We start from the raw sequence: 14,531 nt of genomic DNA, 5'->3' as shown, positions 1-14,531 counted from the left end.
ATGTCCGAGGACGGGAGAGAGGCGTTCATCGCCGTCCGGCCCCGCCACGTCGTCCAGGCCACCGCGGACCGGCTCGCCCAGCACGCTGACGCCGCCGCCCGGGGAGCGCTGCGCGCCTACCGCTGGGCCCTGGATCCCCACCGGCCCGCGCCGGTCACCGGCCGGGCCGTCGCCCTGCCGCTCGCCGAACTCGACCTCGCCGTGGAGGAGCGCGCCGCCATCGACGCCGCCCGCGACCCCGCGCTCCCCGAACCCGAACGCGCCCGGGCCCGCGGCGCGGCCCACGCGCTGGGCTGGCTCCTCGGCTTCCGCCCGCTCACGGGGTGACCCCGATGACCATCTCCCCCGGCAGCGCCTACGCCCTGCGCCTGCGCGACGCGGTCGGCACGGTCCGCCCCGCCGTCGTGACGGCGAGCACCCGCACCGGTCCGGCCGGGCACCGCGTCTTCGCCGACAGCGACGGCGCCCTCCAGGTGGAGATCGCCTGCACCGGCGAGCACCGCATCCTGCGGAGCGCGCGAGGGCTTCGCATCATCTCCGCCGCCTGCCTGTCCTGACCGCGGGGCCGCCTCCGGGCGCGGTCAGCCGTCACCGGGCGCGGTCAGGGGCCGGACGACGGCTCCGGCCCCTGGCGGATGAACGGCTCCGACCCGACGGCCGGCTGCCACTGCGCGTCTACCCGCCCGGCGGACATGCACGCCGCCCGACCGGGTCCGCGCAGCGCGCCCGCGACACCTCGTGCAGCGCCCGCCGGGTTCGACCCCGCCGGCGTCCGGCCGGCTACGCCGCGCGCGAGTCCTGGCCGCTCTCCCGGTTGAGGAGGTGGCCGATACAGGCGTCCCAGTCGATGTGCCGGCTCTCGGTGCCCCCGGGTACGGCCCGGTAGGTGCGGGCCAGGAAGTCGGCCAGGTCGCGGGTGCGGGCGAGCAGCAGGGCCACGCCACGGCTGTCCCCGTCGGAGATGGCGATCCAGGTGTGCTGCCGGTCGGCCGGTTCGATCCGGACGTCGCCCTCGCCGCAGACGCGCTCCAGCCCGGCGGCCAGCAGGTCACGGCCGAAGGTCCAGGACACGGGTACCGGTTCATCGGGGAAGAAGCAGTGGACGGCGTACGGGTCGTCGCTGCTGTAGGACAGCTCCACGGCTACCGACACGAGCGTGTCCGGGTCGGTCTGCAGGCACATCGTGGTGCGGGTCGGGAACACGTCCATCCCTCTGGTCTCCCCAGTTTCGTCACGGCGGGTCTGCCGTCTGCCCCGCCTGAGCAATGTCACGCACCCCCATCCGGGTCAAGTTCGGCCGGACCGGCCGCCGACGGGGCGGGCGACGGCCGCGGCGGTGACGACCGGGCCGCCGAAGCCGGCCGGACCCCTCGGAGTCGGACGCCGCCGGTCCCGTACCGCAGGTCCGACCCCGACACCCGCTCCGCCCTGGTCAGGGGCCCGCGGCGTGGTCAGGGCAGCGGGACCGGTCGGTACAGTTCCGGGTGAGGGCCTCGCCCTGACGCCGGGTGCGGTGCACGAGCCCGGAGGAGGACCGTCACCGCCCGGCGTCCATCAGAGCATCGCCCCGTGTGAGGCAGGTCACCGGAACCCGGCGCCCGCGGCGGACAAGGCAGGGTGTGGACTACTCATCGCACGCCCGGATACGCGCGGGGGACCCCGAAGCGTTCAGGGAACTCTTCCGTGACCATGCCCCGCTGGTCCATCGGCACGCCGTCCGCGTGAGCGGTGACCGGGACCTCGCCGAGGACGTCGTCTCGCTGACCTTCCTGGAGGCCTGGCGGCTGCGGGACCGGCTGCTCGACCACGAGGCCGGCCCGCGCCCGTGGCTCATGGGCATCGCCGTCAACGTGCTGCGCAACACCCGTCGTGCCGCACGCCGCCACCAGGCGGCCCTCGGGCGTCTGCCCGCCCGCGACACCGTCCCGGACTTCGCCGACGAACTCGTCGGACGCCTGGCCGACGCCGACCAACTCGCCGCCGCCCAGCGGGCGCTGGGCAAGCTGCGCCGCGCGGAGCGCGAGGTGTTCACGCTGTGCGTCTGGTCCGGGCTGGGGTACGCCGAGGCCGCCGCCGCCCTCGGGGTCCCGATCGGCACCGTGCGTTCGCGCCTCTCACGCGCCCGCACACGGCTGCGCAAACTCGCCGGACAGGAACTGACGAAGGAGCGGGAACCGCTTCCGCGCCCCGGACAAGTACAGGGCGGCCGCACCCACGCGGCCCGGTCGTACGAGTCGCACGAGTCGCACGAGGAGACGTACGGATGACCCGCAAGTTCTGGAAGCGGACCGAGCCCCTGACCCGCACGGAGCCGGACCACACGAAGCCGGACCACACGGAGCTCGCCCGGCTGCTGCCGCCCCCGTCGGCCCCTCCGATGCCGCTCGACCGTCAGCTGCTTTTCGAGGAGCACCTGTTGAACGAGATCCGCACCCATGCCCCCGCACTCGCCCCCGCGGCCACGAAGCGGCCGGTCCGGCGCGTCCTGCTGATCGCCCTCCCTGTCACCGCTGCCGCGCTCGCCGCCGTCCTCGCCGTCGGCGCGCTGACCAACGGCGTCGGCGAACCGCGTACGGGAACGGCCTCCGTGGAAGCGCCCGTCGTGCCGGTCGAGGAGGGCAGCGCCCTCCAACTGGTCTCGACCGTCCAGCAGATCGCCGCCGCCGTGAGCACGCGGCCGACCCCGGAGCCGAAGCCCGGCCAGTACATCTACGTCAAGAGCAAGGTCTCCTTCCTGTCCTTCTCGCACAACGGCGACACCGACGAGTCCAGGACGTGGGTGCAGCCGCTGCACCAGCGCGAGGTCTGGCGCACCCCAGACGCGCTCAAGGGCTGGCTCGACGAACCCGGCTACCAGGCCGAGGGCGGCATCACCCTGGACAGCGACGGCCCCCACTCCAAGCCTGTGAACGGCCAGGACGTCCCCGGCGCGCCGCTCCGCCACTCGTACGACTGGCTCAAGGCCCAGCCGACCGACCCGGACGCGCTGCTGAAGGTGATCTACACGACGGTCAGCGGTCCGCGGGACCGGGACCAGCAGGCGTTCGAGACGATCAGGGCGATCGTCAACGAGCAGCTCGTGCCGGCCCAGAGCGCCGCCGCGCTCTACCGGGCCGCCGCGAAGGTCCCCGGCGTGATCGTCGTGCAGAACTCCCAGGACGCTGTCGGCCGCACCGGTCTCGCCCTGGCCCGCCTGGACGTGCAGAACGGCGAACGGACCGAGCTCGTCTTCGACCGTACGACCTTCACCTACCTGGGCAGCCGCGGAATCCAGGTCAAGCAGGTCAACGACATCAAGCCTGGCACCGTCACCGAGCGCACCGCCGTCCTGGAGCGGGCCGTCGTCGACGCCCAGAAGGAACGCCCCGCCCCGGGCACGACCGCCTGAGCCGAGTCCCCGACGCCGGGCCCCGGCCCACGGGGCCCGGCACCCCTGCTCCGCAACCGCACCTCCCGCCGCACCATCCGTCCGCCACCGCCGCCGCGCATCGAGCCCTACCGTCGATCAACCACCCGCCGACGGGTGTAACGAGTGGTAGGTACACTGAGCGGCATGACGAAGAAGGAGGCGCTGACCCGCGCCGCGGCCGAACTCCTCTGGGAACGCGGGTACACCGGCACCAGTCCGGCCAAGGTCCTGGAGCGCGCGCAGGCCGGGCAGGGCAGCATGTACCACCACTTCTCCGGCAAGGCGGAGCTGGCGCTGGCAGCCATGGCGCGGATGAGCGAGGAGCTCCGCACCAGGGCCGAGACCGCGCTGGGCGCCGAGGGCGGGGCCGTCGACCGGGTCAACGCGTTCCTCGACCTCGAACGCGACCCGCTGGCGGGCTGCCGGATGGGGCGACTGACCCAGGACTACGACATCGTCACCGACGAGCGCCTCCGCGCCCCGCTCGCCGAGTTCTTCGGCTGGCTCGACGAACGGCTGACCTCGGTGCTCGCCGAGGGGGTGCGCACGGGCGAGCTGCGGCCCGGCACGGACCCGGCGGCGACGGCCTCGCTGGTCATGGCGGCCGTGCAGGGCGGGTACGTCCTGGCCCGAGCCCAGCAGCGGCCCGCGGCCTTCGACCGCACGGTCGAGGGGCTCAGGCGGGTCCTCGCCGACCTCCGGACCGACTCGGGCGAGAACTGACGACGAGGTGCGCGCCGGGCGTGCGGGCGCCCCGGGGAGCCGGTGACGGGGGCGCCCGCACGGCGGTCAGGCGGTGGGGAGCAGGAGGAGTTTGCCGGTGGTGTGGCCGGACTGGAGGGCGGTGTGGGCCGCGGCGGCATCGGCGAGGGGGTGCCGTGCGGCGATGGTGAGGGTGAGGCGGCCCTCGCGCAGCCAGTCGAAGACCTCGGCCGCGCGGGCGCGCAGTTCGGTGGGGTCGGTGGCGTGATCGACCAGGGTGGGGCGGGTCAGGAAGACGGAGCCGTGGCCGGCGAGGGACTGGGGGTCGAGGGCGGGGGCGGGGCCCGAGGCGGCACCGGCCAGGACGAAGGTGGCGCGGCGCGCCAGGCAGGTCAGGCCGGCGCCGAAGGTGTCGCGGCCGATGCCGTCGAAGACGACGTCCACGCCGCGGCCGCCGGTCAGCTCGCGCGCCCGGGCGGCGAACTCCTGCTGGGTGCGGACGATCACCTCCTCGGCACCGGCCGCGGTGGCGGCGGCAGCCTTGGCCGGGCTGGAGACCGTGCCGATCACCCGGACCCCGGCGGCGGCGAGCAGGCGCGTCAGGTGGGAGCCCAGGCCGCCGGCGGCGGAGTGCACCAGCGCGGTGGCGCCCTTGCGGGCGGGCCAGGTGCTGGTGGTCAGGTAGTGGGCGGTGAGGCCCTGGAGGAGGACGGCAGCGGCATCGGTGTCGGGGATGTCGTCGGGCACCGGCACGGTGGCGTCGGCCCGCACGACGACGAGTTCGGCGTAGCTGGCGGGGGCGGCCCACCAGGCGACGCGGTCGCCGACGGCGGGTGTGGTGACGCCGGGGCCGGTGGCGACGACGGTGCCGGCGCCCTCGCAGCCGGGGGTGAAGGGGGCGGTCGCGCCGGTACGCCCCTCGCGTTCGTAGACGTCCTTGAAGTTGACGCCGATGGCACCGGTACGGACCAGGACCTCGCCGGGGCCCGGCACCGGGTCGGGGAGGTCGACGGGGGTGAGGGCCTCGGGGCCGCCGGGCTGGTGGACCACCACTGCACGCATGGGTGTTCGTTCTCCTCGGATCGTCGGTCGGGGTGGGAGGGGGAAAACCGGGAGGCCGGAGCTGCTCGGGGTCAGCGCACGCTGCGGTGCACCGCCCAGCTGACGGCCACGAAGCCGGCCGCGACCAGCGCCAGGCAGATGCGCAGGCCGCCGGCGCCGGTGCCGGCCAGGACCGGGCCGAACAGGGCGATCGCGACCGCTCCACCGATCTGGCGGAAGGCGTTGAGGGAGCCGGAGGCGAGCCCGGAACGGTCGGGGGGCAGGGCCCGCAGCGCCAGGGTGGGCAGCGAGGGGCCCATCAGGCCGGCGCCGAGGCCGAGCAGGCAGCTGCCGGCCGTGAACAGCCACCAGTCGGGGGTGGCGGCCAGCGGCAGCAGGGTGAGGGCGCCGACGGCGGCGGTGGCCGCGCCGATGATCAGCATGACCCGCACCCCGGTGCGCTGGACGGCGCGGGCCAGGACGAAGGAGGCCAGGCTCCAGCAGAGCGCGAAGGGGACGAAGGCGAGGCCGGCCCCGAGCGCGTCCCGCCCCCAATGGCGTTGCAGGTGCAGGGAGATGGCGAACTGAGCGCCGTAGGCACCGAACTGGTAGAGCGCGCCGACGGTGAGGGCGGGGGTGAAGCCGGGGCGGCGGAAGGCGTCCAGGGGCAGGACGGGGTGGGCGGCGCGGCGCTCGGCGACGACGAAGGCGACGGCGGCGGCGAGGGTGGCGGCGGCCAGGACCAGGGTCAGGGGCGCGCTCCAGCCCAGCGCTCCGGCCTGGACCAGGGTGCCGATGCCGGAGCCGACCAGGGCCGCGGTGGCGAGCTGGCCCGGCACGTCCAGCCGGACGGCGCGCACCGGCGAGGGGGCGACCTTGCGCCCGCAGACCACGGCTGCGGCCAGTCCGATCGGGACGTTGACCAGGAAGATCGCCCGCCAGCCGACGCCCGCGGTCAGCGCACCACCCGCCACCGGACCGGCCACCAGGGCCAGCGAGCTGACGCCGCCCCAGATGGTGAAGGCCCGGGCACGGGCGGCGCTTTCGGGGTACATGTGCGCGATGACCGCCAGGGAGGCGGGCAGCAGGCCGCCCGCGGCCACGCCCTGGACGGCGCGGGCGGCGATCAGGGCCCCGATGCCGGGCGCGGCCGCGCAGGCGGCCGAGGCGGCGACGAAGAGCAGCAGGCTGACCTGGAACAGGCGGCGGGCACCGAGCTTGTCGGCGAGGGCGCCGCCGCCGAGCAGACAGGCGGCCATGGCGACGGTGTAGGCGTTGACCGTCCACTCCAACGCGGCCAGGGAGCCGCCGAGTTCGGCGCTGAGGTCGGGCAGGGCGACGTTGAGCGCGCTCCCGTCCAGCAGGACCATGAAGAAGCCGAGGCAGACCGAGCCGAGGGCGCCCGCACCGGGCCCGGAGGTGCCGGCCGGCCCGCCGGCGCCGGGGCGGCGGCGCGGGAGCAGGGCGCGCCCAGGGGTCTCGATGGCCTCGCTCATCGGGCGGCCCTCCTTCGGATGGGAAGTCGTCGATCCTGGTCCGCGAGAGGCGTTCGCGGTCTATAGTGTTCGATGGAGGTCGATCACCATGAATGAAAGTCGCAGCCGTGACGGTTCGTCAAGTGCGATGACTCCGGCGGGTGACAGCCTCTCCCGGCGGGCGCGCGGCCTGGAGCACACGGACCCGGCGGAGGTGACGCTGCACGAGGTGCTGCAGGTGCTCGCCGATCCGGTGCGGCGCACGATCGTGCGCGAGCTGGCCGGCAGCGCGGACTGGAGTCGCGCCTGCGGCACGTTCGAGCTGGGCGTCAGCAAGGCCACCCGCAGTCACCACTTCACGGTGTTGCGCCAGAGCGGCCTGGTCGAGCAGCGCGACGCCGGCGCCCGGCGCTACAACCGGCTGCGCCGAGCCGAGTTCGACGCGCGCTTCCCCGGCCTGCTCGCCCTCGTCCTGACGGAGGACACGACCGGCACCGGCAGACCCTCCGACGACGCCGACTGCGCTCCGGGCATTGCCAGTTGACAAACCCTGTCATAGCTTTGTCGCAAACAACGGACGCGCGGGGACGGCCGCGGGCAGCACCGGCCACCCCTCGCGGGGTACGCCAGGAGGCGGGCCTGGGCCGTTCCAGGTCGCCGGAGCCCGACCGCCGGCCGCGGGACTTCCCCGCGGTCGCCCTCGGGGCCGCGCCACGCGGGCCCGGGACCCTTCGGCGAACGGAGCCGGAATGCGAGTGGCGAACGCGTCCGACAGCACCGGCATCGAGGGTCCCTCCTCTCGGGGGCGATCGGCGCACCGGGACGGTGACGGTGGCGGGAACGGTGACGGTGGCGGAGCAGCAGCGGGAGCGGTGACGACGACCGAGCGGTGACGGAACGGCGGCAGTAGCGGTGACGGTGACGGAGCGGGAACGGCGGTGACATGGTGACGACAGTGGAGCAGCCGGCGACGGGCCGGCGACCGAGGCGCTTCCGCCCGGAGCGGCGCGCCGAGCAGACCCGGCCGGCCGTCGGCCAGGTGTCGCCCGACCACCGCTCACGCCTGGAGACGGACAACCCCCGCCGCTCGCCGCGGACACTCGGCCGGCTCGCCGCAGGCCCGGCCGTACCACCGGCCGAGCGCGGCGCCGACCGGGCGCGGGCCGGTTCCGCGCGGGCGCAGGCCGCCACCGCACAGACCGGGCCGCCCGGGGAGCTCCGGGCGATAGCGCGCACGCCCGGACGCCCGTCGGCGGGAGTCGGGAGCCGACAGGAGGCCCGGCAGGCACCCGCGGCCCAGCGGTCGCAGGTCTCGACGACGCGGGCGGCGGTCGGGACGGGGATCGGGGCGAAGGACGGACCGCACTGCCGAGCCGTCGAACAGTCACGAGAACTGCCCTCCGGCGCCGATCACTTGGCACCCGTACCGACGACTCCGACACACCGGGCGGGCGCGGGGGTGCGGGGCCGGCAGGGGCGCACCGCGAGGACCGACCGGCCGACGGGCCGGGCTCTGGACAGCCTGGACACCCCGAAGGACAGCCTGGACACCCCGAACAGCCATGACGAGCCGGCGGGCCGGACGCGACCGAGGACGGCAAGGGGCGCGCTGCGACGGCACAGCGGGTGCGCCGTGCGGTCCGGCGCGCCGACCGCCGAGGCGCAGCAGGCAGTCGGCCTGGTGCGCGGTACCGGCCGGCGGGCGGTACCGCTGCCCCTGCGGTCCGGGTCGTGCCGGATGGACGGTGACCACGAACGCGCGCCGTCCTTCGTCGAGGAGGCGCGCAACGGGGACCTGCTGACCCTTCATGACCACTGGTGCGCGCAGATGTCGTGCAGCCGCCGTCTGCCGCCGGGTGCGCAGGCGCGGGGCCGGACATGGCCGCGGACGGCGTGGGCGGAGAGCGCTGGGTTCGCGAGGTGTCTGGATCTGGTGACCGGCGCACGGAAGGCGCCGGCCGCGGCCGTGGATCCGGTTCGACCACAGGGCTGTCGCATGGTCTGCACTGTGAGTTCCTTCCCCCTATGGAAACCCCCAGGTGGGGGCACCTTGCGTACCACCAGGCATCAGAATGGACCCCGTCGCGTTCCCTCGGCCGCCGGCGGAGTCACTCCCTGATTGCCAGTCAGGTTCGTTCACCAGTTCTGGCGAGCGTAACCCATTCGCGTTCGCACTGACCAGAGCTGACGGGATGTCACTCGCCACTCGGATGCCGCTTGACTTGATCCGAGAGCCGTGGTTAGCGTAAAGCCGCACTGACCGCAGGCGACATGACAAGGTTGCGCCACTATGGCGCCGCGCCGCCCGCCGCCCGCCGCCTGGGACGTCCACCCTCGGGCCGCCCCCGCGTTCCTCCCGGTTCATCCGGCCCCACCGGCCGTGGGCCGGGCATTTCCTCGCGCCATCCCGTTGTCCAGACCTGTGTGCTGTTCGAACAGCGGTTTCACGACCATCGCCGTGCCCCGCTCCGCCATGCCCGTGCGCACCACGGGGTGGAGCGGGCGAAGCGTCATGCCGCCGCCCGGCAGAAAGGCACGCCCGCCATGAGACCTGGCAACACCGCGTCGCACTCTCCGACGACGCGCCACACCGACTCCGACGACGCACCGCGCTCCACCGCCGCGCCACAGGGCGCCACCGCACCGCGCACCACCGCCGCACCGCGCACCACCGCCGCACCACAGGGCACCACCGCACCGCGCACCACCGCCGCGGCGAAGGCGGCCGCCGCAGCACGCCCGGCCGGCGACGAGACGCCCGGCGACGAGACGGCCGCCGACCCGGTGCGCGAGAGCATGCGGCGCCTGCCCGGCCCGCTCCAGCTGCCGCTCACCTTCCTGACCGGGCGCCCACTGGCCGGCCAACGCCCGGTGGCCCTGTCACCCGGCTTCCACCTGGCCACCGCCTCGCTGTCCGTGCTGGCCGGCGCCGCGGTCTCGGCCACCGGCTTCGTCCTGGGCAGCTGGTTCCTGCTCCTGCTGCTTCCCGGCTGGGCGATGACCCTGCACGGCCAGCGGAACCTGCGGATGATGATCTACCACCAGTGCTCGCACCGGAACATGTTCGGACACCGCCGGCTGGACACCGTCATCGGTAACGTCATCTCAGCCCTCCTGGTGATCCAGAACTTCGAGCGCTACAGCCGCGAACATGTCGCCGACCACCATGCCGTGCACCACATGACATTGCGCGACCCCACTGTCCAGGCCTTCCTCATCAGCCTGGACCTGCACCCGGGCATGACCCGGCGCCGGATGTGGCGCAGGGTGCTGCTCAAGGCCGTCTCGCCCCGGTTCCACCTGGCCTTCGCGATCTCCCGGGTGCGCTCCTTCTGGCACAACAGTGCCGCCGCCGAGAAGGCCGTCGCCGTCGCCCTGTACGGCGGCGGCGGGGTCGCGGCCGTGCTGCTGGGGGCCTGGCCGGCCGTGCTGGTGGTCTGGTTCGTGCCGGTCGGCGTGCTCTACCAGATCAGCAACACGCTGCGGCTGTGCGTGAAGCACACCTTCCCCGCGCCCGGAACCACGGTGCGCCGCGGCCGCGAGTACTTCGGGAGCCTGACCAACGCGATCTTCATCGGTGAGGCCGCGCCCGCCCCCGGCCTGCCCGCAGCCACCGCCGCGCTGCGCTGGCTGCGCTGGAGCGGCCGGATGGCGCTGGTGCACTTCCCGACCCGCTACCTGGTGTTGACGGGCGACACCGTCGTGCACGACTACCACCACCGCTACCCCGCCAGCCGGCAGTGGCACGACTACATCTTCGCCCGCCAGCAGGACCTCGTCGACGGCCACCGCAACTGGCCGGCCTACACGGCCGAGTGGGGCCTGGTCGCCGCGATCAACCGGGTCTTCGACTCGCTCTCGGCGGCCGACCCGGAGGAGTTCGACGTCGCCCGCATCCGCTCGGTCAGCAAGCGCGAGCTGTTCGCCGCCTTCGACGACTGACCGGGCGCCCGCACCCGACGACCGTCAGGCCCTCGGGTCGCTCCGCCCCACACACCACCCCGTACCCGCCCGCACTCCACGGATAGGCGGTTCCCCATGCCCACGCCCATGCCCCTGCCCACCCGTCCGACCGGCGCCCCCGAACGCGGCGGCCGCCTGGTGATCCTCGGCGTCGCGGCCAGCGACAGCCACGCCGTCGCCAACCACCTGATCGCCCACGCCCTGCGCGCCGACGGCTTCACCGTCGTCAACCTCGGCACCTGCACCCCGGTCGACGAGTTCGCCGACGCGTGCGAGCGCCACCCGCAGGCGGAGGCCGTCCTCATCGGCAGCCTCAACGGACAGATCCACGAGGACCTGCACGGCCTCGCCGAGGCCAAGCGCTCCGGCCGCATCCACTGTCCGGTCGTGGTCGGCGGCAACCTCTCGGTCGGCAGCGTCAAGGACGAGTCCTCCGTCACCCGCCTCTACGACCTGGGCGTCGACCGCGTGCTCGCCAGCGCCGCCGACCTCGTCCCCACCCTCGACGCCCTGCACGCCCCCACCGCGTCCGACCGCGTCCCGGCCGCCGCCGCCCGGTGACCCCCGTGCCCACCGCCCCCGCGCCGCCCACCCTGGAGGAGTCGGCGGCCTACATCACCCAACTCGGCAAGCCCACCGCCGCCGAGGTGCTGGCCCGCGCCCGGACCAGCGGACGCACCGCCCTGCAGCCGCGCTGCGGGGTCGGCGGGCACCGCGAAATGGCCGTCCTGCTCAAGGAGCTGGAGACCGAAGGCCGCCCCGACCTGCTCACCCTCACCATCGACTCGCACACCCGGCTGCGCCGCTTCGAGCACGCCGCCCGGGCCCTGCGCACCGACCACCGCACCCTCAACGGCTATCCGCTGGTCACCCACGGCTGGCAGCGCGGACGGGAGCTGAACGAACTGGTCGCCGTCCCGCTGGAGATCCGGCACGGCTCCCCCGACCCGCGCGAGCTCTTCGCCACCGCCGTGGCCTGCGGCATCACCTCCTTCGAGGGCGGCGGCATCTCCTACAACCTGCCCTACTCCAAGGACGTGCCCCTCGCCGACTCGCTGGCCGCCTGGACCGAGGTCGACCAGCTCTGCGGCGAACTCGCGCACCTGGGCGTGGTCATGGACCGGGAGCTGTTCGGCACCCTCACCGCGGTCCTGATCCCGCCGTCCATCAGCCTGGCCATCAGCGTGCTGGAGGCCGTCGCCGCGGCCGCGGCGGGCGTGCGGTGCATCAGCGTCTCCTACCCGCAGAGCGGCCACCTCGCCCAGGACATCGCCGCCCTGCGCGCCGTGCCCGTCCTGGCCGCCCGCTACCTGCCCGCCGGCCTCGACGTCCACGCCGTGCTCCACGAGTTCATGGGCGTCTTCCCCCGCCGGCGCCACCACGCCGACGACCTCATCTTCTACGGCGCCATCACCGCCCGCCTGGGCGGCGCCTCCAAGCTCATCACCAAGACCTACCAGGAGGCCCACGGCATCCCCGACGCCGCCGCCAACGCCGCCGGGCTGCGCCTGGCCGCCGTCGCCCGCTCCCCCCTGCTCGACTTCATCACCGTCGACGAGGGCGCCGTCGACGAGGAACTGGAGTGGATCCTGCGCGAGACCGCCGAGATCGTGGAACCCGTCCTGGCCGCCCCGCGGTTGGACAGCGCGATCGTCACCGCCTTCGCCGCCGGCCGCCTCGACATCCCCTTCAGCGCCAGCCGCCACGCCCGCTCCGAGGTCATCCCGCGCCGCGACCGCGACGGCGCCGTGCGCTACCACTCCCCCGGCCGCCTGCCGCTCTCCCGCGCCAGCACCGAACGCAACCGCCGGCTGCTCGACGGCCCCGCCCGCCCCGGCGCCGGCACCACCGAGCTGCCCGGCGCGGAGCTCTTCCAGGCCCTGCGCCGCGACATCGACTACTTCCCCCTGCTGTTCGGCGAACTCCCCCAGGACGCCGCCGCCCCGGGCGGCTCCGCCGCCGACAGCGCCACCTCCACCCCGGGAAAGGAACCCGCCCTGTGACCACCAGCCAAGCCATCCTCCGTGTCGGGATCGTGGGCGCCGGACCGCGCGGCGTCGTCGCCCTGGAGCGGCTGTGCGCCAACGCCGCGCTGGTGGCGCCCACGGTCCCCGTCGAGGTGCACCTCATCGACCCGTACCCCGCCGGCGGCGGCCGCGTCTGGCGACGCGACCAGGACCGCTCCCTGCTGATGAACACCGTCGCCTCCGACGTCACCGTCTTCACCGACGAGTCCGTCCCCTGCGAGGGCCCCATCCTGCCCGGCCCCACCCAGTACCAGTTCGCCCGCCTGGTCGCCGAGGGCCGCGTCACCGACGTCACCGACGCCGAACGCCAGGAGGCCTCCGGCATGCTGCCCTGGTCCTACGGCAGCCGCGCCTTCAACGGCGCCTACCTGCGCTGGGCCCTGCAGGAGATCATCCGCACCGCCCCCGCCCAGGTCACCGTCCACGTCCACGCCACCCGCGCCACCGCCGTCGACGACACCGACCGCGGCACCCAACTCCTGCACCTGGACGGCGAGGAGCAGCCCCTGGAGTGCGACGCCGTCGTCCTCGCCCAGGGCCACTTCGACGTCGCCCCGACCAAGGGCCAGCAGGACCTGAAGGACTTCGCCGACCGCCACGGCCTGCTCTACCGCGAACCCCTCAGCCCCGCCGAATGCGACCTCGACGCCATCCCGGCCGGCCGGCCCCTGGTGCTACGCGGCCTGGGTCTCAGCTTCTACGACTACGTCACCCTCTTCACCCAGGGCCGCGGCGGACGCTTCGAGCGCGACGGGGACGGCGTGCTGCACTACCACCCGTCCGGCCGCGAACCGCTGCTGTACGCCGGCTCGGGGCGCGGCGTGCCCTACCTCGCCCGCGCCGAGGTGCACCTGGAGGTCGTCCCCCGCTACCAGCCGCGCTTCCTCACCGCCGAGGTCATCACCCGCCTGCGCCGCGCCGCCGGCCGGGGCGAACTGGACTTCCGCGCCGACCTGTGGCCCTACATCGCCAAGGAGGTCGGCTACGTCTACTACCGCAGCCGCCTCGCCGACGCGCCCGAGGCCGAGCGCGAGGGCTTCCTGGCCGCCTACGCCGACCTGGACTGGGACACCCCCGCCATGCGGCAGCTGATCACCGACCGGTTCGAGGACCCCGACCAGCACTGGGACTGGGACCAGGTCGACCGCCCCAGCCTGGAGCGCCGCTTCGCCGACCGCGCCGCCTACCGGGACTGGATCACCGGCCGCCTGGGCTGGGACCTCGAACAGTCCGCCATGGGCCCGGCCCGCAGCCCCTTCAAGGCCACCGCCGCCATCATGCGCGACCTGCGGGACGAGATCCGCCAGGTGATATCCCACCAGGGCCTGCGCGGCGGCTCCTACCGCGACCACGTGGACCGCTGGTTCAGCGGGCTCAACAACTACATCGCCAGCGGCCCCCCCACCGCCCGCGTCGAGGAGCTCGACGCCCTCGTGCGCGCCGGAACCGTCCACCTGGTCGGCCCGCGCATGAAGGTCGAGGCCGACGAGGCCACCGGGCGCTTCCTCGTCTCCTCCCCCTTCGTCGACGAGGCTCCGCTGGCCACCGAGGCCCTCCTGGAGGCCCACCTCGCCCTCACCGACGTGCGCCGCGCCACCGATCCGCTGCTGCGCCGCCTGATCGAGACCGGCGGGGCCCGCCCCCACGTCATCCCCGACGCGCAGGGCGAGCCCTACACCACCGGCGGCCTCGACGTCGCCGAGGTCTCCTTCCGCCTGCTCGACTCCGGGGGCACCGCCCACCGCGGCCGCTTCTCCTACGGCCCCCCGGTCGAGTCCGTCCAGTGGGTCACCGCCATCGGCGCCCGGCCCCACGTCGGTTCCCGCACCCTCATCCAGGGCGACGCCATCGCCCGCGGCTGCCTGCACACCGGCGTGGAGAACCTGCGCCGCCGTGCTCTCGCCCTCGCCTGAC

Annotated in this window: 13 protein-coding genes; 10 read left to right on the top strand and 3 right to left on the bottom strand. The window is 74.4% G+C overall.

The genetic code is table 11. From position 1 onward, the window contains the following. Together ACIF6L_RS18865 and ACIF6L_RS18860 are read left to right on the top strand one after the other, a co-directional pair. Complete coding sequence (locus tag ACIF6L_RS18865; protein ID WP_359807972.1) at positions 1 to 327, top strand: hypothetical protein; 327 nt, start codon at positions 1 to 3, stop codon at positions 325 to 327. A gap of 5 nt (positions 328 to 332) precedes the next feature. Continuing rightward, a complete protein-coding gene (locus tag ACIF6L_RS18860) occupies positions 333 to 557 on the top strand; it encodes a DUF6296 family protein (RefSeq protein WP_329486077.1) in 225 nt (74 codons plus the stop codon). Between the two features lie 223 nt (positions 558 to 780). On the opposite strand, the gene ACIF6L_RS18855 is transcribed toward ACIF6L_RS18860, so the two are convergent. Next, complete coding sequence (locus ACIF6L_RS18855; protein ID WP_359837565.1) at positions 781 to 1,209, bottom strand: SsgA family sporulation/cell division regulator; 429 nt, start codon at positions 1,207 to 1,209, stop codon at positions 781 to 783. A gap of 410 nt (positions 1,210 to 1,619) precedes the next feature. Between ACIF6L_RS18855 and ACIF6L_RS18850 the strand changes: the two genes are divergently transcribed. The 3 genes from ACIF6L_RS18850 to ACIF6L_RS18840 all read left to right on the top strand — a co-directional run bounded on the left by ACIF6L_RS18850 (position 1,620) and on the right by ACIF6L_RS18840 (position 4,132). Next, complete coding sequence (locus tag ACIF6L_RS18850; RefSeq protein ID WP_329486079.1) at positions 1,620 to 2,267, top strand: RNA polymerase sigma factor; 648 nt, start codon at positions 1,620 to 1,622, stop codon at positions 2,265 to 2,267. Continuing rightward, on the top strand, positions 2,264 to 3,388 hold the full coding sequence (locus tag ACIF6L_RS18845; protein ID WP_396486424.1) for a CU044_5270 family protein: 1,125 nt from the start codon (positions 2,264 to 2,266) through the stop codon (positions 3,386 to 3,388). The genes ACIF6L_RS18850 and ACIF6L_RS18845 overlap by 4 nt, the downstream gene beginning before the upstream one ends. Positions 3,389 to 3,553: 165 nt before the next feature. Beyond that, the gene (locus ACIF6L_RS18840) at positions 3,554 to 4,132 is read left to right on the top strand and encodes a TetR family transcriptional regulator C-terminal domain-containing protein (protein WP_396486425.1); all 579 of its coding nucleotides are present in this window, start codon (positions 3,554 to 3,556) and stop codon (positions 4,130 to 4,132) included. 66 nt (positions 4,133 to 4,198) lie between these two features. Here the strand turns inward: ACIF6L_RS18840 and ACIF6L_RS18835 are convergent, their stop codons facing one another. Then, on the bottom strand, positions 4,199 to 5,173 hold the full coding sequence (locus ACIF6L_RS18835) for a quinone oxidoreductase family protein (protein WP_396486426.1): 975 nt from the start codon (positions 5,171 to 5,173) through the stop codon (positions 4,199 to 4,201). A gap of 71 nt (positions 5,174 to 5,244) precedes the next feature. After that, positions 5,245 to 6,648, bottom strand: a complete 1,404-nt coding sequence (locus ACIF6L_RS18830) for an MFS transporter (RefSeq protein ID WP_396486427.1) — start codon at positions 6,646 to 6,648, stop codon at positions 5,245 to 5,247. Between the two features lie 88 nt (positions 6,649 to 6,736). Here ACIF6L_RS18830 and ACIF6L_RS18825 point away from each other — a divergent pair, with 88 nt between their 5' ends. The 5 genes from ACIF6L_RS18825 (at position 6,737) to ACIF6L_RS18805 (ending at position 14,530) form a co-directional block, all read left to right on the top strand. Beyond that, the gene (locus ACIF6L_RS18825; RefSeq protein WP_396486428.1) at positions 6,737 to 7,171 is read left to right on the top strand and encodes an ArsR/SmtB family transcription factor; all 435 of its coding nucleotides are present in this window, start codon (positions 6,737 to 6,739) and stop codon (positions 7,169 to 7,171) included. 2,000 nt (positions 7,172 to 9,171) lie between these two features. Beyond that, positions 9,172 to 10,569 carry a fatty acid desaturase gene (locus ACIF6L_RS18820; RefSeq protein WP_396486429.1) on the top strand — a complete coding sequence of 466 codons (1,398 nt, stop codon included), beginning with the start codon at positions 9,172 to 9,174 and terminating at the stop codon, positions 10,567 to 10,569. Positions 10,570 to 10,665: 96 nt separating this feature from the next. Continuing rightward, entirely contained in the window at positions 10,666 to 11,151 is a 486-nt protein-coding gene (locus tag ACIF6L_RS18815; RefSeq protein WP_329486088.1) for a cobalamin-dependent protein, read from the top strand. Positions 11,152 to 11,156: 5 nt separating this feature from the next. Then, positions 11,157 to 12,593 carry a methylaspartate mutase gene (locus tag ACIF6L_RS18810; protein WP_359837577.1) on the top strand — a complete coding sequence of 479 codons (1,437 nt, stop codon included), beginning with the start codon at positions 11,157 to 11,159 and terminating at the stop codon, positions 12,591 to 12,593. Further along, the gene (locus tag ACIF6L_RS18805; protein WP_396486430.1) at positions 12,590 to 14,530 is read left to right on the top strand and encodes an FAD/NAD(P)-binding protein; all 1,941 of its coding nucleotides are present in this window, start codon (positions 12,590 to 12,592) and stop codon (positions 14,528 to 14,530) included. Before ACIF6L_RS18810 ends, ACIF6L_RS18805 begins: the two co-directional genes overlap by 4 nt. The last annotated feature ends 1 nt before the right edge of the window (position 14,531 follow it).

Source organism: Kitasatospora sp. NPDC086009, assembly GCF_044540385.1.
GTDB lineage: Bacteria > Actinomycetota > Actinomycetes > Streptomycetales > Streptomycetaceae > Kitasatospora.
The sequence above is the reverse complement of the archived record's forward strand: the minus strand, read 5'-3'. Positions and strand labels throughout refer to the sequence as shown.